Source organism: Mucilaginibacter sp. P5_A4, from assembly GCF_056400605.1.
Map to the genome: position 1 here is coordinate 89,398 of NZ_JBFUKX010000003.1, position 23,135 is coordinate 112,532.

Genomic DNA, 23,135 nt, shown 5'->3' on the forward strand with positions numbered 1-23,135 from the left:
TAGGTTGACCGTGAATATTACCAAAGAGCAACGCCTGCAAAGACCAATGAACTAATGAACCAATCACCTAATCATTCCTGATCACCTTCTTAAACGCCTCAGCCGCTTCGGTGGCTTTTTCCGGGTCGCCGAGGTAACTCCATCTCAGGCCTACAATATACTTGTACATGGCCTGGTTAATTTGGTCTACGGTTACTTTTTCTATCAGTTTTGGCAGGTCATCGGCAATTTGCCACCCGCCTAAAATTTCGGCAATGCCCAGGCTGCCGGTAATTGATGCGGTGCTTTGCTGCTTGATATAGTTTGTGGTAATAAAACTGCTTTTTATACGCTGTAAACCTTCGGGAGTTAAACCATGGCTTAATACTTTTTTTACCTGCCTGTTTATGGCCAGTACTGCCTCTTTTGGATTAGTTGTACTTACATACATAATACCATATGGCATTTGCTGCATTACCGAATATGTACCCGGATCATAAGAAAGGTTAAGCCTTGTGCGCAATTCGCTAAAAAGGGAGCCGCCCAGGGCCGAGATCCCAACGCGGTAAGGCACATAATCGGGGCTGGTGAATTTAGGGGAATTCATAATGCCATTAATGTAATTAGTTTGCAGGTTTCTGTCTTCCTTCAGTAAATGATAATCATTCCAGATGGGCTCTTCCAGGGTTACCGGATTATAAGGTTTTGACGGTAAACCTGAAAATGATGCTTTAATTTTTGCAATAAGCTCCGCTTTATCAACCTTACCGGCAACCACAATAAACAGTTGGTTTTTATTTAATATGGAGTTGTAGTAGGTTTTAAGATCAGCGGCTGTAAGTTTGCTCAAAATTTCTTCGGTGCCATCCGGATCTGTAGCATATGGGGTACCCTCAAAGGCATTTTGCAATACCAGGTGTTCTGCTTGTTTGTCCGGGTTTGATTGATTGCCTTTTACCTTTGCAATCATTTTGTTCCTTAAAAGCTCAGCCTCACCGGCATCAAAAATAGGGTTCACAATAGCTTCGGTAAACAGGTCCCAGCCCTCGTTAAAATATTTGGCAACGCATTCCATCTGGATATTGCCATAATCATATTCTGAGTTCGAGCCTATGTTGATGCCATATTTATCGGCCCTGTCCTTGTAAACATTGCCTGTGTATTTTTTTGTGCCGCATTCATTGGTTGCTTCCAGCGCAAAGCTTTCAATACCAGCCTGGCTTGTAGGGTAATTGGTTACACCGCCCCGATAGTACATGCGTACATTAATGATCTCTTTTAAGGTTGGTTTAAATATCACCTTTATGCCATCCACATCAAACGAGGTAGTTTCTGTTTGAGCCAAAACCATAGATATGCCGCTCCAGATCAACAGGATGGTTGTTAATAGTTTCTTCATTGATTTAATGAGTTTGATGCTGTAAAAAAGGTTTTGGGATCAACTTGTGCGGCAAGGGTGGGGTTGATAAGCATCCCGGCGCAATAGGGTTTGTTTTTAATATACTTGCGTACGTAGTTTTGCAGATCGGCACGGGTTACCTTGTTTAACCTCGCATTATAGGTAGTGAAGTAATTAAGAGAGGCCGACGACCACCAAAACGATAATACCTGCACAAAATCGGATGCTACCTCTTCTTCCTGAACCTTAAGGATGCCCAGTTTTTGTTTGGAAGTGGCAATTTGTTCATCAGTTACATAATCATCCTTGTCCATCAGCGCAAGTTGCCTTTTTACTTCGGCCATGCATTCCTTAATTTTATTGGGATTGGGTACCACAAAGAGGGTGATAGGGCCAACATGACTTAAGGTTAAATAACTGATGTTTACATCAAGCGCCAGGCCCGATTGTACCAACGCTTTTTTTAGTGTGGATGAGTTTTGATTTAATATATAGCTAAACACATCTGCCGCGTAGGTTGATGGAATATCGGTACGGGTATCGGGCCCCTGCCAGTCTATCATAATAAAAGGCACGTTGCTCAGGTCTGATTTAATAATAAAATAATCCGGCTTTACCAGCGGTTTAAATTCAGGAATAGGCCATTTTTTAAACGGATCAAAGCCAGATGGCTTCCAGCTGCCATAAATAGCTTCTACTTTTTTAAAAACATCCTCATGCGCAACGTCGCCGGCAACGGTTAGCAACGCGTTATTGGGGTAATAGTATTTGTTTTTAATGGAATCCATCAGGTCGGGTGTGGCCGAGCGGATAACATCATGGTCACCTATGGCGTTTTTACGACTGTACAGGCTGCCCCACATGTGGTGGTCCATAGCATTGCTCAAAGCAAAGACGGGACTCGATTCCTGCCGTTGAAATTCGCCGTCAACAACCACATTTTCCTTAGCCATTTCCTTGCTGTCAAACAATGGGTAGCGGATGGCCGAGTTCATAAAATCAAGCCCCTGGTTTAAGTTGAATTTTGGCAAAGTAAAATAATAGTTTACGTTTTCGTAAGTGGTCGATCCGTTAAACTGCATCCCCAGTTCACTTACCTTGTCTAAAAAATCATCCTGGTTTTTATAATCCTTATTGGCTTTAAAAAACATATGCTCGTACAAATGGCTCAGGCCGTTAAACTTCGGCGTTTCGGTGTATGATCCATTTTTGCAGGTAATCATGATAGTTGCAAGTGGTACACTATTATCTTCAACCACCAGTACATCCAGGCCGTTGGGTAGCTTGCGCAAAAACATATTGGCAGGCAGTTTAGTTTGCCCCAAAAGCAAAACGGGCATCACGGCAGAAAGGAGTAAAAGCAGGCAGGCTTTCTTGTTCATGGATTTAAGTTTTAAGGGCTTAAAATAGTAAAACAAATTAACGCAAAGGGCATAATCTGCGTTATATATTAAAATACTTGTGAAAGGGTTAGTGGCTATCTAAAAAAGTTATTGTTACTTTCGCAATTCAACATTGCTGCAAATTATGTCGGTAATTGTACTAACGCTTATTATTCTTATCGGCTCGTATTTTGCGGGATTACTGGGTTCGCTAACCGGTTTGGGTGGTGGGGTGGTTATTATTCCCTTACTCACACTGTTATTAAAGGTTGATATCCATTATGCCATCGGCGCTTCGCTGGTATCGGTAATTGCTACTTCATCTGGATCGGCCGCGGCGTATGTTAAAGAGGGTATCACCAATATCAGGCTGGGTATGTTTTTGGAGATTGCCACCACAGCTGGGGCAATGGTGGGTGCGTTGATTGCTGTTTATATCCCAACTCATTACATCGCTATATTATTTGGGGTGATATTGATCCTCTCGGCCATTATGTCTTTAAAGAAAAAGGTTGAAATTATTAATCAGCAACCAAGTAAACTTGCCGAAAGACTCAAACTGAACAGCACATATCCATCGCGTCAGGGCACGGTAGCTTACAAAGTTAAAAACGTAGGTGGCGGCTTTTTTATGATGATGTTTGCCGGCACCATATCCGGATTGTTAGGAATAGGATCTGGCGCGTTAAAGGTGTTGGCTATGGATACCATTATGCGTATCCCCTTTAAAGTATCAACCACAACAAGTAACTTTATGATAGGTGTAACAGCCGCGGCAAGCGCCGTAGTTTACCTTCAACGGGGATATATTGACCCGGGACTATCCATGCCGGTTGCTATAGGAGTTTTATTGGGGGCGCTTAGCGGATCAAAAATACTGGTACACACCAGTTCATCCGGCTGGTTGCGTTGGGTTTTTGCTATAGTTGTAACCTTTTTGGCTTCGCAAATGATATATAATGGGTTCACACATAAGATTTAGTCATGGGGCATGATGCTGCGCTTGCCATTGGTGCCTTTCTGGTTAGAAAAATAGTTATAGCTAATTAAAACAAAGCATTCGATCGTCAATTCCCACTAATGACTAATGACTAATGACTAATGACTAATGACTAATGACTAATGACTAATGACTAATGACTAATGACTAATGACTAATGACTAATGACTAATGACTAAATTCAAAGATACCGACATGCAATCCGTTATAGGCTGGATATTGCGGGCAGGGGTTTTAATATCCATGAGCGTGGTGTTTATTGGCGGTGTGCTGTACCTGTACAGGCACGGGCAAAGTCATGTAGATTACAGTACCTTTAAGGGTGTGCCCGATTTTGTACAGAATGCAAGTGGTATCATTAATGGCATTTTTACATTACGTGGCAGGGCTATTATACAAGCCGGTATTATTTTACTGATAGCTACACCAATAATAAGGGTTGTATTCTCGGCTATTGGTTTTGTATTGGAAAAGGACTACCTGTACCTGTGCATTACATTATTAGTTTTGCTTATTATTTTGGCAAGTATGCTTAGCGGCCACGCGGGATAATTGTTTTTTAAAACATTTTTTCTTTTAGCATATTATATATAATAATATGTAATACCAGGATATGCAAAGGCAGACTGTGCAATCATCGGCATTAAGTAGTGCGGGCTATAATCCTTCCACGAAGGTTTTGGAATTGGAGTTTAGAGATAGTGGAGGGGTATGGCAATATTTTGGCTTTTCAAAAGCATCCTTTAAAAAATTTATGCATGCCGAGTCATTAGGTAACTTTTTTGTAACCCGGATAAAGGGTAAGTATCCCGAACTAAGGATAAGGTAACCAAAAGGTTTAGTTACCCGTACGGCGTTGCTCATCGGCGTTGCCTGTATCATGCTTTAAGGCCGACTTAACTGTGCTTTTACCAAAGCGGTAAGAAAAACTTATTCTGAATATGCGGGTTTCTTTTTTGTCTGTTCCTGATAGGTCGACGTTCTGGTAAACAGCATGATTGCGGTCGCGGTCGGTGTTAAAAATATCAGTCACATTTGCTTTGATACTGCCACGTTTGTTAAAAAGCTGTTTGCTGATACCAGCGTTAATAGAATAGGTTTCTTTTAGCCGGTTGATCCCATATAAAGTAGGCGATTCATACCGGCCCGAGATCTCGGCGGATATGGTACTGCTGATAGCAAAGTTTTGTGTGCTGTTGGCCGTAATATACTGCGATGCCTTATCAAAATTGCCGTTAACGGGATAAGCTTTGTAGCGTAGGTATGATGCATCCACATTGAAATTGCCCGACCACCAACTGGTAAAATGCACAGGCGCATAAAACGCAATTCCGTATGAAAATACATGGCCAAAATTTTTGCGCTCTGTTACATTAACCTTGGTGGCATCATTTTGATTGTATAAAGGAAAGTCATAGGCATCATTAGTTTGAGAATAATATACCGATGTAATAAATTCTTCTTTATAAGTATGCGATAGCTGGATAGTATTGGTATACTCAGGCTTTAGGTTTTTATTACCAGACCGGTAATCATATGGATCTGTATAGTATAAAAATGGATTAATATCCTGGTAATCGGGTCGGTGTATACCGCTGTTGTAGCTTAAACTATATGCGTTTTTATTATTGTAAGTGTATGATAACTGTGCCAGGGGGAAAAGGTTAAAGTAATTGTTAATGCTGGCATCTGTATAGTTTTTGTTTAATCCTATCGAAACACCTTTTGAGTGGGTATTCTCGGCACGTATACCAGCAGTAAGGTTCCATTTTCCAATTTTGTTTACATAGTTTATATAACCCGCGCTTACCTGTTCGGTATATAAAAACCGGTTACTAAAATTAGTGTCAGCCTTGTAGGCGCTATTTACTTTAGGGCCGAATATGAGGTTATTATCACTTTTGGTACTACTGTATTTAACACCGGCCTCTAATCTCGACGTTTTAGAGAACGGGTTAATATAATCGATCTTTGATGTCCAGGTGTGGATGTTAGATGGCGAAAGATTCTCCAACTCCATCGTATTGCGGTAAGTGCTGCTATTGGGCCTGTAAAAGTTATTGGTAATATACTCGTTTGAATGGCGCTTATAAGTGGAGTAATTTACATCTGCAGATATAGTTTTGCCGCTTTTATCCAATTCGCCATTATAATTAATATTATAGTTAAAAAGGTTGCTGCCCCTGTTAAGATCAGATTGAGCAATGATTACCGAATCAAGTTTGTTTTGATTGGAAATCTGTAAATTATTACTTTTTACAAAAGCGTCAGTCCTTACAATGCCGCTCACCAAAATACCTATAGTTTGCTTTTCTGACAGGGAATAATCAACGCCCAATTTGAAATTATGATTTTGTGTTCTTTGAATATTATTATACGCTACATTATAATTACTTAAAGTATCATGATAATTAATATTCCTGTTGTTGCTAAAGTAGCGGGTGGTTTTATTGTCATCAAAAGTGTAATTACCAAACACATTAAGTTTTGTCGTACGGTTATTGAACACTATCCCGGTACGGCCCTTGGCATATTTGCCTATGCCCGCACCGGCGGTATAGGTTCCGTTGGTGCCCAGGTTTTTACCTTTTTTTAGTACGATATTGATGATGCCACCACCCGAAGCATCATATTTTGCCGAGCTGCTGCTGATGATCTCGATTTGGTCAATAGTGCTGCTTTGCATGCTGCGCAACAGGTTATTAAGATCATCGCCGGTTAGGTTTGTTGTTTTGCCGTCAATAGTGATGAGGGCTGGTTGCCGTCCAATAATGCTTAATGTTTCTTTATCGCCCCCGGCATGTACTCCCGGCGACTGGCGCAATATTTCATAGGCCGAGTTACCATCGGCTAAAATACTGTTTTGAATGTTTAATATAATTTTGCCCGGCTTTACTTCAATGTAAGGTTTACGTGCTATAATTGTAACATCTTTTAGCTGGGTGCTTACCTGTTTCAGAATAACGTCAGGAGCTGCAAAAGTTTGGCCGGCATTTAATTGATAAGGCCCTGCATATACTTTGCCACTGCCTATCTGGGTTACTAAAAGTAAATAATTGCCGGGTTTCAGGTTATTTAATTTGTAGTTCCCTGATCTATCAGCCAATCCCGATCTAATGATGGTCGAATCAGCATATTTCATCAGTACAACGGTAGCCCCCTCGGCAGGGCCGTTAATATCTATCACAACTTTACCTTGAATAGCCGAAGGTTGGGTTTGAGCAAAAGAAATACAACGCACTCCGGTAAGGAATGCAAAAAAAATGCTTCCGAATAAAACCTTCATTAATAGTTAGATGTAGAAATTTCCGATATTTTCAGTATATGAAATGTAACGCAATATAACACAAAATATTAAATTGATAATATATTGATAATTTGTTTTTTACGGCCTGTTAATAAATAAGATAGGTTTCATATCGATGATTACAGATAAAACCCCTTGTAAATCTAACGTTGCTCTCATTGTGAAATATGTAAATCAAATAAAATGAAACCCATACGTTTTTTATTAATTTCGCATCAAACAGGCGTTACGCCGTTTGGAAGATTATAACCATGAAGAAAGTTAGTTTTTTAGTACTGATCATATGTTTTGCAACTAAGTTGTTTGCACAAACAGAGCCGGCTAATTATAAAACCGCACTAAGCAGGTTTATACAATTTTACAACAGTAACAAGCCCGATAGTATTTTTAATTTTTTTAGTCCCGAAATGAAAGCCAGCCTGCCGTTGGAAAGTTTCAAAACTACCACCCTTCAATTAAAGACACAAATGGGGAGCCTGGACCGTACGGATTTTGTAAAATTTGCCAGCCCCATAGCCGCATATAAAGCAACATTTAGTAAAGGAACTTTTTTATTAAATATAGCTTTGAATGATAAAAATCAATACACTGGTTTGTTTTTAAAACCATATGAGGGTGCAGCGGCCGAGGCAAATACAAACGGACCTACTGCCCCTGCCGCAGCTGCATTTGTTATGGATCCGTCTATTCAAGAAACACCGGTATCGGTAAAAAACCTTGCCGGCGCTATATCGGGTACTCTGGCCATGCCTAAAAACGTTACCGGCAAAGTACCGGTAGTATTGATAATTGCCGGATCGGGTCCTACAGACAGAGACGGTAACAGCCCTAAGTTAGGCTTATCGGCCAATGTTTATAAAATGATTGCCAACGAATTGGGCAAAAGCGGTATCGCATCTTTACGCTATGACAAACGCCTTGTTGGCCAAAGTGTAAGCTCTACCACAGAAAATCAGATAAGGTTTGAGGACTATGTGGAAGATGCCGTTAACCTGATAAATTTCCTGAATGATGACGATCGGTTTTCCCGCATCATTGTATTAGGCCATAGCGAAGGGTCATTAGTAGGCATACTTTCATCTGTTGATGAGCCGGTAAAAGCATTCATTTCTGTAGCCGGTGCGGGCGATTCGGCTGATATCATCCTTACCGAACAAATGAAATCGCAGCCAACACTTATTTCTGAAGGATTTAAGCGGATGCTTGATAGTTTGAAAAGAGGGAAGACAACCGATAATATTGATCCTTCACTATATTTTATAGCAAGGCCCGGGATTCAAAAATACCTGATGTCATGGTTCAGGTATAACCCTGCCAGGGAAATCAGGAAATTAAAAATGCCTATACTTATTGTTCAGGGCACTACCGATTTGCAGGTAAAAGTTACCGATGCCGAAAAATTAAAGAAGGCCAAATCAGATGCTGTGCTTGATATTATACCCGATATGAACCACGTTTTAAAAGAGGCGCCTTTAGATAAGGATAAAAACTTAGCCACCTACAACGAACCAGATCGGCCCCTCAAACCCGAATTTGTGAAAGCGGTTATTAGTTTTGTGAAGAAGGTGAGGTAGGTTATTTTTGCTTGCAATTACGCATCTTACTTAATTTAAAGGGGCTTATTCCCAGGCTCCTAATAACCTCCGTATTACGATGATCTCGGCAATATGATAAGCCATATGATCGGCCGCCTGCAATGCTTCCCGCAAAATATGCTGTCCATCGCCATGTGGGATCCTTGTAAACAGGTCCCCGGTTTTTACAAGTTCTATAAGTTCGTCCAGGTCTTTATTTATTTGGTTCACTGATTGGTCCCATGCTTCATCGCTTCCGGGTTCGGTTTCTTTTGGCCAGTATCCATCAGGCCATTCGGGCGATTGATGGCTGCCATCCTTACAAAACTCCAGCATATCCCATTGTGCAATGCGTATATGATCAACCAGTTGCCAGATGCTGTAAGGTAACTTATCGGGTTTTGCACCACGCTGGTTTTTAGGTAAGCCATCCAGCGCTTTTTTTATATTGGCGTGGGCATTACCGCCTTGCAGTAAATGCACTATTTCTTCAATCAAAATTTTATGTTCGTTATTCATAATGCCCAAAGTAACAAATTAAGCTACCGTTTGATTTATTCACCTTAAATGTTTTAAGTTTATGCGGTATTTAATTTTATTATCCCGTGATTAAAAACATACTGTTTAAAATAGCACTGGCTGTTGTGCTTTTCATGGTAGCCTTAACAGGCTGCAAAAAGGAAAGCGCAAGCAGCTATCCCACGTTTGGTAAAGATGATGAAGCTTTCACCATTTATGAAAACTCCTTCCTGGATGGTTTATGGAAGATAAATCCCGACTGGGCTACGTCCGTAGGTTACCATAAATACGATAGTTTGCTATTTATTCCAAATCAACAAAGTCGCGATAAGATACTTGATTTTGCCAAAGTGCAAAAAGATTCCCTAAGCAGATTTGATGTAAACACGCTTAATGAAAGTAACAGAGTTGACCTTAAAATGATGGAGAATCAGCTGGATTATGCGCAATGGCAGATAAAACAGTTGAAGAGCTATGAGTGGGACCCATCATCATACAACGTAATTAGCACTTTTGCCTATATTTTGAATGAGCATTATGCTCCGCTTACCAAACGCCTGCGCAATTTTTACCAGCGAATGGTTAATGTGCCGCTTTTTTATAAAGATGCACAGAAGCAGATAAAAAACCCGGTGGCCGAACTTACCAGCCTTGCCATTGAGCAAAACCTGGGTGGCGTGGATGTAATAGAAAAAGACTTTGCCGATTCGCTTAAGAAAACCAATATCCCCAAGGCCGAACAAAAATTGATGACAGACAGGGCTGCCATCACCGTTAAGGCTATAAAGGATTATGCCGAATGGTTAAAGAATTTAAAGTACGACCACCCACGCAGTTTCAGGCTGGGCAAGGACTTGTATGAAGATAAATTTAAGTACGAAATAGTAGCGGCAAACACCGCCCAACAGGTTTACAATGCCGCGGTACAGCGTAAAAAATATGTTCACCAGCAGATGGCTAAAATAAGCAGGCAGTTGTGGCCAAAATATTTTGGTAATAAGGCAATGCCTGGTGATTCACTGGCGATGATTAGCCAGCTAATTGATACGCTGTCATCAAACCACGTAAAACCGGATGAGTTTCAGTCGGTCATTGTGCAGCTGATTCCTAAACTAAATAAGTTTGTGACCGCCAAAGACCTGGTAACGCTCGATCCGACCAAACCGCTCATTATTCGTAAAGAGCCGGGTTATATGGCAGGTGTTGCCGGTGCATCCATGAGTGGGCCGGGGCCTTATGATAAAAATGGCAATTCCTATTACAATGTAGGCAGCCTTGCCAACTGGTCAAAAGAAAAGGCAGAAAGCTACCTGCGCGAGTACAACCAGTACATCATCCAGATATTGAGTATCCATGAGGCTGTGCCCGGCCACTATGTACAGGGCGTTTATGCCAATAAAGCGCCAAGTATCGTCAAAGCTGTATTTGGCAATGGCGCCATGGCCGAAGGCTGGGCTGTGTATAGCGAGCAGATGATGCTGGATGCCGGCTACGGTAATAATGAAGCCGAGATGCTGCTGATGTGGTATAAATGGAACCTGCGTTCGGTATGTAACGCCATATTGGATTACAGCGTGCATAGCGGTGGCATGACCAAAGAGCAGGCCATTAAAATGCTTACCACCGAGGCCTTTCAGCAACAGGCAGAAGCCGATGGCAAATGGAAAAGGGTAAGTGTTAGCAGCGTACAGCTTACCAGTTATTACACCGGCTATAAAGAGATCATGGACCTACGCGATGCCTGGAAAGATAAAATGGGCGATAAATATAAACTCAAGGATTTTAACGAGAAATTTTTAAGCTATGGCAGTGCCCCGGTTAAATTTATTAAGGAGGCTATGCTGGCAAAGGAACCGGTGAAGAAGGGATAGAAGCCTCTCGCGTTTGTTTTTAAGCCCTCCCTTCGGGGAGAGTTTGGGTGGGCTAATAAAAAAAGATAGCCCACGAATAATAAATTCCCATGGACTATGAACCATGAGCCATTACCCATGAACTATCAAATTCTTTTTTACCTGTTTTATTAATACCCGTAATGATTTTTTATATGCTGCGCCAGCTGGGCCATTATTTTATCTTCCAGCTTACCCTGGCAGCAAACAACGTTTCGGTTTTCATCAAAATTAACTTCAGCGATAATCTTACCCTGATCAACCACGCGGAACTTTCCTGCCTCGTTGGGTAATACAGCTACAACGCGTTCATCGTTTTTAAAATTGATCAGCACGTGAAATTGACGCTGTGGTATAAATGCTATTTGCTGTAACATAAAACCCTCCTTTCGGTTATTAAAATGACTGAATGATAAAGAGTAATTGGTTACTATAAAGTTAACGAATTTAGTTTTAATTAATTGTTAAAATTTATTACATTTTTTTGATGAAATAATATAATATCTTAGCCCGGTAAGCTCTTAACGCCATGAAATATCTGTTCAACCTGTTTTTACTGTTAATTGCAACCGTTACCTGCCAGGGGCAAAGGTTAAAACTCGCCCTGCATTTAACAAAAGGTAATACTTATAATATGATTACCACCACCACATCGGCTATAAAGCAAACCATAAACGGGCAGGTAAATAATATGGATGTTTCAATATCCGGAACCACATCCTTTAAAGTGCTTAATGCAGACGATTCCCTGTACTATATGGAGGTTACCTACAAAAACCTGAATATGAAAATGCAGTTGCCAAACGGATCGGTGAGCTTTGATTCACAAAAAAAAGATCCTGCTGATATCATGTCGTCTATTTTAGGGGGACTGATTGATAAGCCATTTACTGCTACTTTTACCAAAAGCGGCAAGATCCAATCGGTTGAAAATGTAGAAAGCATGATCTCGTCGGTTCTTGATGGTTTTTCGCAGATCCAGGGAGTGCAAAAAGACCAGTTAAAAGCAAAGTTCATACAATCGTTCGGTGGCGGGGCCATTAAAGGAAGCATCGAAATGTCGACAGCGGTTTTTCCGGAAATAGCTGTGGCAAAAAATGATAAATGGACCATCCATACCACGCTTCAAAGCACCATGAAGGCCAATGTTACAACGGATTACCAGTTAACTGATGTTACGCCATCAAGCTACGTGATCCATGGCGATGGCGCCATAGTAACCATTACCGGCCCGGTAGCAGATATGCCCATGAAATATGATATGAAGGGCACCATGATATCCGATATTAAAGCAGATAAGGTAACCGGCTGGATCAGCGAATCAAAAATTAAACAAAATATCAGCGGAACGGTGTCAATAAAAGATAATCCAGATGTTCCCGGCGGCATTACCTTTCCAATGAGCATGATTAGTGAAACGGTTATTACGGATAAGCCAATAGTCACCGGTCATTAGGCCAGCATTTGAAAAAACTAATGACCAGTGACTAACGACCAATCACTAAATTATTACCTTCGCATATATGTCACCCGCCGAAGCAAAAAACCAGATCCAGGCATTAACCGCCGAGTTAAAGCAGCACAATTACAACTACTATGTGCTGGCTATGCCTACAATTACCGATTTTGATTTTGACAAGAAACTGGAGCAACTGAACAAGCTTGAGAAGGAATTCCCAGAGTTTGCCGACCCGGATTCGCCCACGCAACGGGTTGGTGGAGATATCACCAAAGAGTTTGTTACAGTAAAACATCGCTGGCCCATGCTGTCGTTAGGTAACACCTACAACGCGCAGGAACTGGTGGAGTTTGATCAGCGCATCCGCAAGGCTATTGGCGATAATTTTGAATACGTTTGCGAGCTTAAGTTTGATGGCCTCAGCATGAGTTTAACTTATGAAGATGGCAAGCTGGTGCGCGCCGTAACCCGCGGCGATGGCACACAGGGCGATGAGGTAACTACCAACGTGCGCACCATTCATAGCATCCCCAAAAAGTTAGATAAAGGCGGCTACCCCAATCTGTTTGAGATAAGGGGCGAGGTGTTTATGCACCTGAAAGCCTTTGAGCGGTTGAACAAAGAACGTGCAGATAATGGCGAGGTGACTTACGCCAACCCGCGTAACTTTGCATCGGGTACCATGAAGCTCCAGGATTCGGCAGAGGTGGCCAGGCGTCCGCTTGACTGTTTCCTGTATGGTTTATACACCGAAAAAACTTTGTTTAAAACCCATTGGGAAAGCCTGGAAGCTGTAAAAAGCTGGGGTTTTCATGTAGACAACCATAGCCGCTTATGCGGCGACATTAACGATGTACTGGAATTTATAAACAAATGGGATAAAGACCGTTTCGACCTGAGCTACGATATAGATGGTATTGTTATTAAGGTAAATAATTACTCGCAGCAGCAGGAGCTGGGTTTTACCTCAAAATCGCCCCGCTGGGCCATATCATACAAGTTTAAAGCAGAGCGCGTGGAGACCGAACTGCTGCAGGTAAGCTACCAGGTTGGCCGTACAGGCGCGGTTACGCCGGTAGCCAACTTAAAGCCGGTGCTGCTGGCAGGCACAACCGTAAAACGCGCCACCCTGCACAATGCCGATGAAATTACCGAGCGCCTGAAACTGCACGAACATGATACCGTTTTTGTTGAAAAAGGAGGGGAGATCATCCCGAAGATCATCAGTGTGAATTTAGATAAGCGCAAACCCGATGCAAAACCTATAGCCTACTTAACCCATTGCCCGGCATGTAATACCCCATTGTTACGTACCGAAGGTGAAGCTGCCTGGTACTGCCCCAATGATGAAGGCTGCCCGCCGCAGATAGTTGGCAAAATGCAGCATTTTATTGGCCGTAAAGCCATGGATATTGATGGTTTGGGCGATGAAACAATTGAAACATTATACTCGCGTGGATTTATAAAACACATTAGTGATATTTACGATTTGTACACGCATGCCGATGAGTTAAAACAGATAGACCGTTTTGGAGAAAAATCCATCAACAATATGCTCGACGGGATCGAAAAATCAAAACAGATGCCGTTTGAAAAGGTATTGTTTGGTCTGGGCATTCGTTATATTGGTGAAACAGTAGCCAAAAAACTGGCTTTTCATTTTAAATCAATTGATAAACTGGTGGCTGCCAGTCTTGAAGACCTCGTGGCTGCGGATGAAATAGGTGAGCGTATTGCTCAAAGCATTATTGAATATTTTGGCGATCAAAAACATCAGCAGGAAATAGAAAAATTAAAAGCCCGGGGCTTGCGGTTTGTTGTAGTGGAAAATGAAGTTAAGCTGGCAAGCGAGAAATTAACGGGGCAAAGCTTTATCATATCCGGTGTGTTCGAAAAATTCTCGCGCGATGAGCTGAAAGACCTTATTGAACAAAATGGCGGTAAAATATTGAGCAGTATTTCTGCCAAGCTGAGCTACCTGGTGGCCGGTGATAATATGGGGCCTGCCAAGCTGGAAAAAGCTCAAAAATTAAATATCCCCATCATCAGCGACCAGGAATTGCTTGACCTGATAGGCTAAATTTATAATGTCTTTTTCTTTTTCTAAGTGTCAATTTAGAGGGGCTGATGCTTCGTGCCTACCCATGACTGTTTGCAAAAAAAAGCCTTTTGTCATGCTGAACGCAGTGAAGCTATTCTTCGCTCTGTACAGTATGCGAATGGATCCTTCAATTTCAAGGATGACAAATCTTTTAAAACGTCACTTCCCCTTCAAAGTCCCGGGATTTTAGCCCTAACGGTACATTTAGTTATTTCCAAAGCGATTTCACACAATTTAACATTTAACCACTGTAACATTTAGTAAATAAGCTTCATCTTAGCTTAAATACCTGCTAAATGAAATTAACCCCGCTATTATTCCTGTTTTTAGGTTTAAGTATCCATGCGTTTTCACAACAGCAGCTCAACATCCGCGGTAAAATAACCGACGAAAATAATAAACCAATCCCTTTTGCATCGGTGTATATAAAAAACACCACCAAAGGCGTATCGGCCAATAGTGATGGGGCTTACCAGATACAGTTAAAGCCGGGCACTTATGAATTGCAGTTTAAAGCGGTGGGATTTGGGCAGCAAAGTAAACAGGTAACGCTAACCGACAGCCAGGTGATAAACATCAGCCTGAAAACAGAAATCTACCAGCTTAAGGATATTGCCATACATGCCGGCGGCGAAGATCCGGCCTACGCCATCATCCGCAAGGCTATTAAAAAGCGCAAAACTTATTTAAATGAGGTAAATGCCTATACCTGCGATATTTATATAAAAGGATTGCAAAAATTATTGGCCGCCCCAAAATCATTCATGGGCTTTGATGTGCAGAAAGCTACCAGCGAGGCCGGGCTCGACTCCAACCGTACCGGCATTGTGTACCTTTCGGAGTCTGAATCAAAATACAGCTTTATGCGGCCCGACCTGGTGCATGAGGTGCAGGTATCATCAAAAGTATCGGGTTTTAACAGGGCTTTCAGCTTTAACCGGTCATCAGATATGCTGGTGAACTTTTACCAGAATTTTGAGAGCTGGAAAGGCCTCAGCAACCGCCCACTGGTATCGCCCATAGCCGATAATGCCTTATTTTACTATAAGTATAAGCTGATAGGAGTGACCGTTGAAAACGGCGAAACCATCAACAAAATCCAGGTAACACCCAGGCGCGGTTACGATCCATGTTTTGAGGGCTATATTTACATACTGGATGATAGCTGGCGGCTTTCGGCATTGCAGCTTTTTATCAGCAAAAAATCAAACATCAATTTTGTTGATACGCTGAAGATAAACCAACAGTTTTATCCGGTAAATGATAAGGTATGGATGCCGGCTTCAATTAAATTTGAATTTACCGGCGGTGTTTTTGGTTTTAGGCTGGGCGGGTATTTTATAAGCGTTTATAAAAATTATGACCTTAACCCCGTACTTAACAAAAAGGATTTTGTGGAGCGGATCAATATCAGCAAAGGGCATGATAAGGATTCGGTATACTGGGCACAGGAGCGTCCTATTCCGCTTACCGATGAGGAAAAGAAAGACTATGAGGTTAAGGGTAAACTGGCCATTAAACGCGAATCAAAACCCTATCTCGATTCGTTGGATAAAGCCAATAACACTTTTAAACTAAGTAATTTGCTGGTTACAGGTATTGATACCCGTAACCGGTACAATAAAGAAAGTTTTCACTATAACAGTGTATTAAACTCGGTATTGTACAACACCGTTGAGGGTTTTGCTGTTAACTATGGTGTAAGCTACAGCAAGCTTACAGATACCGTTAACAACAGCTCTATAACCGTGAATGCCAGGGCACGCTATGGTTTCAGCAATCACCTGTTTAATGGCGTTGCCGGGGTTGCTATGCCCGTGAAGCGAATGACATTGAGCTTCAACGCAGGATCGGACATTACTGACCTCAACAATAATCAGCCCGAATCTCCATTTTTAAATTCGGTTTACACGTTGTTTTACAGGCGGAACTATCAAAAGCTGTATCAAAAGCAATTTACTTCGGCATCACTTTCCGGTCGGATCAGCGGCGGATGGCAGGCCAGCGCCTATGTGGAGTGGGCTAACCGTAAATGGTTGCCTAATAGTACCAATTACAGCTTTTTTCATAATAACGATCGCCAGTTTACTTCAAACAATCCTTTAGTGCCCACGCAGGATGTCCCGCTGTTTCCAGAGAATCAATCATTCAAAATAAGTACACGCGTTAGTTATGATTTTAGCAACCGGTATGAAACCTATCCGTTTGGTCGCCGGTATCTGCCATCCAAATATCCAACCATCGGTATCAATTATACCAAAGGGATAAACGGGGTATTTGGAAGCGATGTGGATTACGACCTGCTGAGTGCCGACATTGCCAAATCTGATATCGACCTCGGCTTTTATGGGCAAACATCCTTTTTTATCGGCGCAGGAAAATTCCTCAACACAAACAAAATATATTACCCCGATTATAAGCACTTTGATGGTAACCAGCTGGTAGTTTATAAACCGGCTTTTAGCCGCTTCCTGCTTTTGGATTATTATAATTTCAGTACACCGGATAAATACATCGAAGGTCACCTGGAACATAACTTCTCGGGTTTTATAACCAATAAGATCCCCTTTATCCGCAATTTAAAATTACAGGAGATCATTGATGTAAATTACCTGTACACCCCAACACTTAAAAATTACACCGAACTTGGTTTCGGTTTGCAATACCGCGCTGTTAGGGTATTGTACGGCGTGAGCTACAACAGCGGGAGTAATATGAGGAATAATTTGGTGATAGGAATTTCTCTTTAGTAGCAAGTAGTTAGTATCAAGTAGCAAGCAATCTTCAGCCGGCTATAATAGAAAACTGTACCATTAATACTAGTCAAGGCTCGAAACTTGATACTTATCCGATAAAATCTTGATACCTGATACTAACTACTTGATACTTTCCTCCTATATTAGCATCCTTTAAATTTAATCATGAATATATTTTACGGAACGGGGGTAGCCATGGTGACCCCTTTTCATGCGGATGGAAAGATCGACTACGATGGGTTGAAAAACCTTATTGAACATTTGATTGATGGCGGGGTAGAATACCTGGTATCATTAGGTACAACCGGCGAAAGCGCCACATTAAGCGAGGCCGAACGAAAGCAGGTTTGGGCTTTTACTGCCGGAGTGGTGAATAAGCGTGTTGGCCTGGTTGCCGGTATAGGTGGTAATAATACTCATGAAGTTGTTGAGCAGGTAAAATCATTTAATACCGATGGTTACGATGCTATACTATCATCAAGCCCGCATTATAACAAGCCTACACAGGAGGGTATTTACCAGCATTATAAAGCAATAGCCGAAAATGCGAAGCTGCCCATTATTTTATATAATGTACCCAGCCGTACGGGCAGTACTATAAGTGCCGAAACCACTGTGCGCCTGGCAAATGATTTTAAAAATATCATCGGCATAAAAGAGGCCTCGGGTAGTTTCGACCTGTTTAACCACCTGGTGCGTGATATGCCCGAAGGTTTTTTATTCATATCGGGCGATGATCCGGTTACTTTGCCTATGATGGCATTGGGCGCGGTGGGAGTGATATCGGTTATAGGCAACGCTTTGCCAAGACAGCTATCAGATATGGTGCGTTTATTATTGAATAACGATTACAAAGGCGCCCATGCCGCGCATTATAGTTTAATAGAATTTACCCGACTGATGTTTGCCGATGGCAGCCCGGCCGGCGTTAAAGCCGCCTTAAAGCAATTAGGCATTTGCGGTGATACCGTGCGGTTACCCCTGGTGCAGGTTGGCAAGGCTACTGCTGATGCCATTATTAAGGAAACACAAAGTTTAGCTTAAATAGCGACAGCTTAAAAATAAGGAAAGCCATGTCAATTTGATGTGGCTTTTTTGTTGCGGCAATAAATAGAAAGTGAGGGGACGTCCTTTAAATATCATTTCAATCCGGAAGATGGGAGAAGGTGTAAATTAACCTTTTGTCGCTACTCAGATCAGGAACAGATCGGATTTGAATTGTTTTATCCCTATTTTCGTATCATCAAATATGGACCTGGTAAAACTCACAACAAAATATAATGACCTGGGCATACCGGGGGTGCTTGATCATGACAGGTTTAACCTGATCGCTATTGATCATCATTCAACGCGAATTGAGGGTTCCACGCTCACCGAAATTGAAACGCAGGTGCTTATTAATGAGGGTCGCACACCGAATGGTAAGCCGCTTGAAGAAAGCCTGATGGTAACGGATCATCATGCCGCCCTTTTGTTTACAATGGAAAATGCAAAAGCTAAGCGAAGTTTATCTGAAACTCTTTTACAGCAGATAAATGCCTTGGTGATGAAAAATACCGGTAAAGTTTATAACACTATGCTGGGTACCGTAGATTCAGCAACAGGCGCATTCCGTAAGGGAAATGTAACGGCTGGAGTTTCCTATTTCCCGAACTTTGATAAGGTAGAACGATTAACAAAGGACCTTGTAAAAAAGTTGAATGAGGCAATGGAAAAGCCCCTGTCTGTAGCGGAGCAATTAAACCTTTCGTTTGATGCTCATTTCAACCTCGTAAGCATCCACCCGTATTATGATGGTAACGGTCGTGCCTCCCGTTTGCTGATGAATTATATTCAGGCTTATTATAAACTGCCTTTAGCCATTGTACAAAGTGAAAACAAGGTCGCATACATCCAGGCCCTGGTTGATACACGTGAACTGCAGGATATTCAGATATTCCGGAATTTTATGGCCGGCGAGTACGCTTTTCTGTTAGGGAAGGAAATAGAAAAGTTTGAAGAAATGAAAAAGCCTTCAAAAGGTGGGGGATTTTCCTTCTTATTTTGATCCCCGGCTTCCTGTTTATAATTGTAGGAGGCAAGAATATTAATTTTTCGCGATAGGGATAGTAACGGGCACCGGCCCTCGGGGCTAAGGCCTGTGTAGTATGAGTGAATAGCCCGGACCGCAGGGATCGCCCTCAATTTATCGATCAATAGAAACAAAATGGCAACAAAAAAACCCGGTTATTGATTGTAACCGGGTTTTTATAGGAATAAGATTGATCAAAAAATCTTCCTTAGCTTTCTTTGTTTTTAGCTTCTTGAACCTCAAGGCGAATAGCCTGTGCCAGGTTTTTAAGATCTTGCATACCTTTACGAACACGGGTTCCGGCAGCGCTGTTTCCTTTGTTGTAGAATTTGTCGGCGTCAGCCTCTAAAGAAGCTACAAGCTCTTTTACTTCAGTAAATTTTTTCATTTAATTACTCCTTTTAAATTATGAGGTCTATTGTTTTTAATTAAAGCTAATCTATAAGGTTTTTTTTTAATTTAAAATTTTAAAAGCCGAAAAATACTGCCTTTAAAGCGGTTTTTTTCCACATTTTTAGTTATTCGCAAGTATTTATGTTTTGATTGTACAATATGAAAATGGTACTATACTATAGTATATTTTAGTTATATGTAAATGATAAATTTAATAATTAAAATATGTTGGTATTAAATAGTATTTAATTGCTTTTTAATTTAGATAGGCCTTATTTGATATACTTATTTAATTGATGGTAATATTTCCGTATCGGCTGGCGAGATATATTTTTATGTTCGCCTGGATGTAGCGCTTAAGGCCGCCTTATCGTATAAGAAGAAAAAGCCGGTATGAAAAAAATATTTCTCCTGTTAAGTTTAGGATTGATTGTTTTTGGTTGTAAAAAAAGCAACCCTAACCCCGGCAAAAGCCAGGGGGTAATAATTGGCTACGACCTTAGGTTATGCCCCAGTCCCATGTGCGGGGGCCTTGAAATAACTATTAAAGACGATACAGCTAAAAACCCGCCACCCTTTTACAAAATTAATTCAACACTGCAACAATTGGGCATTAGCGAAAACACGGCATTCCCAATAAATGTTAATTTGAACTGGAAACACGATACCTTACCGTATGGCGCCTATAATTACATAGTTGTTTCGCAGCTAAAGGTTGTTAAATAGCTGTTTTACCAACAGATCACCCATGGCATTCAAACGCCATATAATACCCTCTATAATGCATGCCGGTTAAGAAAAACGGCTAAAGTTAATTTCACGCAAAGATGCCAGGACGCAAAAAAAATGAGCAAATCACATTGCGTCTTCACGTCTTTGCGTGAAAACCCTCTTAACATAATGGCATCGGCATATCGGATTGAAAGTTTTGCAATTATCCGTGTATATTTGGTATAGCTGCTCCCGGTGTTTGGCCATTGATGGGCGCTGCCCATTCTATATGTACGAAATTATTACGCAATCATTACGTAGCCTTGTTGATTTTACCGATGAGGAGCTTTTTTTGTTTATGCAAAGGCTTAAGCCGGTAAGCTTAAAAAAGTATGCTTTTTACCTAAAAGGGGGCCAGGTTTGCAAAAGCATGGTTATTGTTTATAAAGGCGGACTAAGGTATTTTTCGCGGGGCGAAAAGGGCGACCATACCATTGGGTTTGCTTTTGAAGGCGAATGGATTGGCGATTATGAAAGCTTTTTATTACAGACTCCATCGCCCGATTTTATTGAGGCCCTTGAAGATTGTGAACTGTTTACCCTGGGCTATGCCGATATGCAGGCTTTGTACCAGCACAGCCAGCGCTTTGAAAAATTTGGGCGCATCATTGCCGAGAAACTTTTTATTGGTGCTGCCAAACAAAACCGTAATTTAATGATACAATCGGCCGAAGACAGGTACCAGGAATTACTAAGCACCCAGCCCCATATATTTGAAAGATTGCCGCAGCACCTGATTGCATCTTACCTGGGCATCCAGCCTCAAAGCCTCAGCCGCATCCGGGCCAGGCTTTTAAACACCAAAAATTAACTTAGGTTAATAAATCAGCTGCTCTTTTTAACCTCAAATCATTTTCGGGCAAAGCTATTAACGTCATTTTTGTGCTGTGCATTTTAAATGCGCCGCGGTATCAAATAAATCAAAAATGATATGAATCCAGCACAGGTTTTTTCAGCAGTTAGCTCACTTGCAGCTTTGCAATGGCTGTTGTTAATAACGCTTCCAAAATGGAAGGCAACTCAATGGTTAATTAAGTATGCTGCTGTTCCCTTATTGCTGGCTGTTATTTACTGCATTTACGTTGCTGGCTTTTTTAGCATTCGGGGTGGTGGATTTGGGTCTATACAGGAGGTGCGCACGCTTTTTAGCAATGATAACCTGCTGCTTGCCGGCTGGGTGCATTACCTGGCTTTTGATTTACTTATCGGCTTCTCTATCATCCAATCGGCACAAACAAAGGCGGTTTCTCACTGGCTGGTAATCCCGTGCCTGGTACTCACATTCATGTTTGGGCCGTGTGGCTACCTGCTTTATCAAATCATCACTAAAATCAAAACCACCCAATGAAAACCTTATTCGCCCGGATCAGGAATATAAGTCCTGCTTTTTATTATTGCGGTTTAGCGCATTTTACGCTGTTTATGCTGATGTTCATCATCGCTCAGTTTGATCACCGGCAGCTGATGGGGATTAATTTATGGATCAAGCCTATGAAATTTGCCTTATCCATAGCTATTTACAGCCTAACGTGGCCGCTGCTTTTACAATACCTGCCTTTTGAGCGGGCAAAAAAAAGATTCATAAACTTTAGTGTATTTGCCCTCTCGTTCGAGATGGTTTGTATTGCTACACAGGCCGCAAGAGGGCAACTATCGCATTACAACATTGCCGGGCTTTATAACAACCTGGTGTTTGGCTTAATGGGGGTAGTTATTGCTTCGCAAACACTTTTTGCACTTTATATGGGCTTCCTGTTTTTTAAAGTAAAGGCCGCGCAAATACCGGCAGCTCTATTGTGGGGTATCCGTTTAGGGATAATTATGGCAGGTGTTTTTGCTTTTGAAGGTGGTATAATGGCCAGCCGGCTGGCGCATACCGTTGGCGCCAGCGACGGTGGACAGGGCCTGCCCTTTTTTAACTGGAGCCGGATAGCGGGTGATTTACGGATAGCTCATTTTATGGGTTTACACGCTTTGCAGATTGTGCCCTTATTTGCCTTTTTAACCTGGTTTAAAAACGCGGGAGCAACCATCATTTTCGCAGCAGCATATTTTGTATTAATATCCCTGCTTTTGTACAATGCCATGCTGGGCAGGCCCTTGTTTTGAAGAAGGTTGTAAACTGCGTATATTTTTCTCTGCAAAGTTTTTGCTCTCCGGAGCAGCGACCTTTGAGTTTGTATATTATTGAAAAACATATCTGCCCTTACCTTAATTATTTTAATGAATTTGCTCTGATTTCTTGATAGTTATAGTTGACAAAAAGCTAAAAACTAATTATATTTGAGTATGACAACACTAACTATCCATCCCATAACCGCTGATCAGGAAACTGCTATTCGCATGTTCCTGGATGCATTGCATGTTGATTATAATATCAGTGAAGAACCCGGTGATACAGCTTACCGGCTATCATCCAAAGCAAATCCAAAGCATCTGCAAAAATCAACTGAACAAGGGCAAAAACGAGATGTTACCAAACTTCACATTGATGAAATATGGAAGCTGTAAATTGGCGGCAAAGTTCTCTGAAGC

The 23,135-nt window shown here is 41.6% G+C and carries 21 protein-coding genes; 15 read left to right on the forward strand and 6 right to left on the reverse strand.

Translation table 11 applies throughout. The features are described 5' to 3' along the window. Positions 1-67 precede the first annotated feature (67 nt). The gene (locus AC1DQW_RS03300) at positions 68-1,378 is read right to left on the reverse strand and encodes a M16 family metallopeptidase (RefSeq protein ID WP_477452840.1); all 1,311 of its coding nucleotides are present in this window, start codon (positions 1,376-1,378) and stop codon (positions 68-70) included. Next, positions 1,375-2,760 (reverse strand): M16 family metallopeptidase, encoded by a 1,386-nt coding sequence (locus AC1DQW_RS03305; protein ID WP_477452841.1) that lies wholly within the window; start codon positions 2,758-2,760, stop codon positions 1,375-1,377. The genes AC1DQW_RS03300 and AC1DQW_RS03305 overlap by 4 nt, the downstream gene beginning before the upstream one ends. Before the next feature lie 145 nt (positions 2,761-2,905). Here AC1DQW_RS03305 and AC1DQW_RS03310 point away from each other — a divergent pair, with 145 nt between their 5' ends. The 3 genes from AC1DQW_RS03310 (at position 2,906) to AC1DQW_RS03320 (ending at position 4,589) form a co-directional block, all read left to right on the forward strand. Continuing rightward, entirely contained in the window at positions 2,906-3,742 is an 837-nt protein-coding gene (locus AC1DQW_RS03310; RefSeq protein ID WP_477452842.1) for a sulfite exporter TauE/SafE family protein, read from the forward strand. Positions 3,743-3,931: 189 nt separating this feature from the next. Beyond that, the gene (locus tag AC1DQW_RS03315) at positions 3,932-4,312 is read left to right on the forward strand and encodes a DUF1634 domain-containing protein (RefSeq protein WP_477417051.1); all 381 of its coding nucleotides are present in this window, start codon (positions 3,932-3,934) and stop codon (positions 4,310-4,312) included. Positions 4,313-4,373: 61 nt separating this feature from the next. Next, positions 4,374-4,589, forward strand: coding sequence for a KTSC domain-containing protein (locus AC1DQW_RS03320; protein WP_477452843.1), 216 nt, complete (start codon positions 4,374-4,376; stop codon positions 4,587-4,589). Between the two features lie 9 nt (positions 4,590-4,598). Here the strand turns inward: AC1DQW_RS03320 and AC1DQW_RS03325 are convergent, their stop codons facing one another. Then, positions 4,599-7,046: a TonB-dependent receptor domain-containing protein gene (locus AC1DQW_RS03325; protein WP_477452844.1), complete on the reverse strand. Its 2,448-nt coding sequence runs from the start codon at positions 7,044-7,046 to the stop codon at positions 4,599-4,601. Between the two features lie 272 nt (positions 7,047-7,318). Between AC1DQW_RS03325 and AC1DQW_RS03330 the strand changes: the two genes are divergently transcribed. Then, entirely contained in the window at positions 7,319-8,641 is a 1,323-nt protein-coding gene (locus AC1DQW_RS03330) for an alpha/beta hydrolase (RefSeq protein WP_477452845.1), read from the forward strand. A 45-nt stretch (positions 8,642-8,686) separates the two neighbouring features. Here the strand turns inward: AC1DQW_RS03330 and AC1DQW_RS03335 are convergent, their stop codons facing one another. Then, positions 8,687-9,160, reverse strand: a complete 474-nt coding sequence (locus AC1DQW_RS03335) for a DinB family protein (protein ID WP_477452846.1) — start codon at positions 9,158-9,160, stop codon at positions 8,687-8,689. Between the two features lie 86 nt (positions 9,161-9,246). On the opposite strand from AC1DQW_RS03335, the gene AC1DQW_RS03340 reads away from it, so the two are divergent. Continuing rightward, a complete protein-coding gene (locus AC1DQW_RS03340) occupies positions 9,247-11,031 on the forward strand; it encodes a DUF885 domain-containing protein (protein WP_477452847.1) in 1,785 nt (594 codons plus the stop codon). Positions 11,032-11,180: 149 nt separating this feature from the next. On the opposite strand, the gene AC1DQW_RS03345 is transcribed toward AC1DQW_RS03340, so the two are convergent. Next, positions 11,181-11,426, reverse strand: coding sequence for a hypothetical protein (locus tag AC1DQW_RS03345; RefSeq protein ID WP_477417063.1), 246 nt, complete (start codon positions 11,424-11,426; stop codon positions 11,181-11,183). Positions 11,427-11,578: 152 nt separating this feature from the next. Here AC1DQW_RS03345 and AC1DQW_RS03350 point away from each other — a divergent pair, with 152 nt between their 5' ends. The 5 genes from AC1DQW_RS03350 to AC1DQW_RS03370 all read left to right on the forward strand — a co-directional run bounded on the left by AC1DQW_RS03350 (position 11,579) and on the right by AC1DQW_RS03370 (position 19,412). After that, positions 11,579-12,505 carry a DUF6263 family protein gene (locus AC1DQW_RS03350; RefSeq protein WP_477452848.1) on the forward strand — a complete coding sequence of 309 codons (927 nt, stop codon included), beginning with the start codon at positions 11,579-11,581 and terminating at the stop codon, positions 12,503-12,505. 67 nt (positions 12,506-12,572) lie between these two features. After that, the gene (gene ligA / locus AC1DQW_RS03355; RefSeq protein WP_477452849.1) at positions 12,573-14,588 is read left to right on the forward strand and encodes an NAD-dependent DNA ligase LigA; all 2,016 of its coding nucleotides are present in this window, start codon (positions 12,573-12,575) and stop codon (positions 14,586-14,588) included. A gap of 317 nt (positions 14,589-14,905) precedes the next feature. Beyond that, positions 14,906-17,359, forward strand: coding sequence for a DUF5686 and carboxypeptidase regulatory-like domain-containing protein (locus tag AC1DQW_RS03360; protein WP_477452850.1), 2,454 nt, complete (start codon positions 14,906-14,908; stop codon positions 17,357-17,359). A 171-nt stretch (positions 17,360-17,530) separates the two neighbouring features. Continuing rightward, complete coding sequence (dapA, locus tag AC1DQW_RS03365; protein ID WP_477452851.1) at positions 17,531-18,409, forward strand: 4-hydroxy-tetrahydrodipicolinate synthase; 879 nt, start codon at positions 17,531-17,533, stop codon at positions 18,407-18,409. Positions 18,410-18,614: 205 nt separating this feature from the next. Beyond that, positions 18,615-19,412: a Fic family protein gene (locus AC1DQW_RS03370; protein ID WP_477452852.1), complete on the forward strand. Its 798-nt coding sequence runs from the start codon at positions 18,615-18,617 to the stop codon at positions 19,410-19,412. Positions 19,413-19,644: 232 nt separating this feature from the next. On the opposite strand, the gene AC1DQW_RS03375 is transcribed toward AC1DQW_RS03370, so the two are convergent. Then, the gene (locus tag AC1DQW_RS03375) at positions 19,645-19,824 is read right to left on the reverse strand and encodes a histone H1 (RefSeq protein WP_090652322.1); all 180 of its coding nucleotides are present in this window, start codon (positions 19,822-19,824) and stop codon (positions 19,645-19,647) included. Positions 19,825-20,222: 398 nt separating this feature from the next. On the opposite strand from AC1DQW_RS03375, the gene AC1DQW_RS03380 reads away from it, so the two are divergent. The 5 genes from AC1DQW_RS03380 to AC1DQW_RS03400 all read left to right on the forward strand — a co-directional run bounded on the left by AC1DQW_RS03380 (position 20,223) and on the right by AC1DQW_RS03400 (position 23,111). Then, a complete protein-coding gene (locus tag AC1DQW_RS03380; protein WP_477452853.1) occupies positions 20,223-20,555 on the forward strand; it encodes a hypothetical protein in 333 nt (110 codons plus the stop codon). A 274-nt stretch (positions 20,556-20,829) separates the two neighbouring features. Then, the gene (locus tag AC1DQW_RS03385) at positions 20,830-21,411 is read left to right on the forward strand and encodes a Crp/Fnr family transcriptional regulator (RefSeq protein WP_477452854.1); all 582 of its coding nucleotides are present in this window, start codon (positions 20,830-20,832) and stop codon (positions 21,409-21,411) included. A gap of 120 nt (positions 21,412-21,531) precedes the next feature. After that, a complete protein-coding gene (locus AC1DQW_RS03390; RefSeq protein ID WP_477452855.1) occupies positions 21,532-21,948 on the forward strand; it encodes an ABA4-like family protein in 417 nt (138 codons plus the stop codon). Beyond that, positions 21,945-22,709, forward strand: coding sequence for a hypothetical protein (locus AC1DQW_RS03395; RefSeq protein ID WP_477452856.1), 765 nt, complete (start codon positions 21,945-21,947; stop codon positions 22,707-22,709). Before AC1DQW_RS03390 ends, AC1DQW_RS03395 begins: the two co-directional genes overlap by 4 nt. Positions 22,710-22,889: 180 nt before the next feature. Beyond that, a complete protein-coding gene (locus AC1DQW_RS03400; protein WP_477452857.1) occupies positions 22,890-23,111 on the forward strand; it encodes a hypothetical protein in 222 nt (73 codons plus the stop codon). Positions 23,112-23,135 lie beyond the last annotated feature (24 nt).

Coding starts and splice junctions, on each gene's coding strand:
- AC1DQW_RS03300 (WP_477452840.1), bottom strand. CDS start 1,378: ATGAAGAAACTATTAACAACCATCCTGTTGATCTGGAGCGGCATATCT.
- AC1DQW_RS03305 (WP_477452841.1), bottom strand. CDS start 2,760: ATGAACAAGAAAGCCTGCCTGCTTTTACTCCTTTCTGCCGTGATGCCC.
- AC1DQW_RS03310 (WP_477452842.1), top strand. CDS start 2,906: ATGTCGGTAATTGTACTAACGCTTATTATTCTTATCGGCTCGTATTTT.
- AC1DQW_RS03315 (WP_477417051.1), top strand. CDS start 3,932: ATGACTAAATTCAAAGATACCGACATGCAATCCGTTATAGGCTGGATA.
- AC1DQW_RS03320 (WP_477452843.1), top strand. CDS start 4,374: ATGCAAAGGCAGACTGTGCAATCATCGGCATTAAGTAGTGCGGGCTAT.
- AC1DQW_RS03325 (WP_477452844.1), bottom strand. CDS start 7,046: ATGAAGGTTTTATTCGGAAGCATTTTTTTTGCATTCCTTACCGGAGTG.
- AC1DQW_RS03330 (WP_477452845.1), top strand. CDS start 7,319: ATGAAGAAAGTTAGTTTTTTAGTACTGATCATATGTTTTGCAACTAAG.
- AC1DQW_RS03335 (WP_477452846.1), bottom strand. CDS start 9,160: ATGAATAACGAACATAAAATTTTGATTGAAGAAATAGTGCATTTACTG.
- AC1DQW_RS03345 (WP_477417063.1), bottom strand. CDS start 11,426: ATGTTACAGCAAATAGCATTTATACCACAGCGTCAATTTCACGTGCTG.
- AC1DQW_RS03350 (WP_477452848.1), top strand. CDS start 11,579: ATGAAATATCTGTTCAACCTGTTTTTACTGTTAATTGCAACCGTTACC.
- ligA (WP_477452849.1), top strand. CDS start 12,573: ATGTCACCCGCCGAAGCAAAAAACCAGATCCAGGCATTAACCGCCGAG.
- AC1DQW_RS03360 (WP_477452850.1), top strand. CDS start 14,906: ATGAAATTAACCCCGCTATTATTCCTGTTTTTAGGTTTAAGTATCCAT.
- dapA (WP_477452851.1), top strand. CDS start 17,531: ATGAATATATTTTACGGAACGGGGGTAGCCATGGTGACCCCTTTTCAT.
- AC1DQW_RS03370 (WP_477452852.1), top strand. CDS start 18,615: ATGGACCTGGTAAAACTCACAACAAAATATAATGACCTGGGCATACCG.
- AC1DQW_RS03375 (WP_090652322.1), bottom strand. CDS start 19,824: ATGAAAAAATTTACTGAAGTAAAAGAGCTTGTAGCTTCTTTAGAGGCT.
- AC1DQW_RS03380 (WP_477452853.1), top strand. CDS start 20,223: ATGAAAAAAATATTTCTCCTGTTAAGTTTAGGATTGATTGTTTTTGGT.
- AC1DQW_RS03385 (WP_477452854.1), top strand. CDS start 20,830: ATGTACGAAATTATTACGCAATCATTACGTAGCCTTGTTGATTTTACC.
- AC1DQW_RS03390 (WP_477452855.1), top strand. CDS start 21,532: ATGAATCCAGCACAGGTTTTTTCAGCAGTTAGCTCACTTGCAGCTTTG.
- AC1DQW_RS03395 (WP_477452856.1), top strand. CDS start 21,945: ATGAAAACCTTATTCGCCCGGATCAGGAATATAAGTCCTGCTTTTTAT.
- AC1DQW_RS03400 (WP_477452857.1), top strand. CDS start 22,890: ATGACAACACTAACTATCCATCCCATAACCGCTGATCAGGAAACTGCT.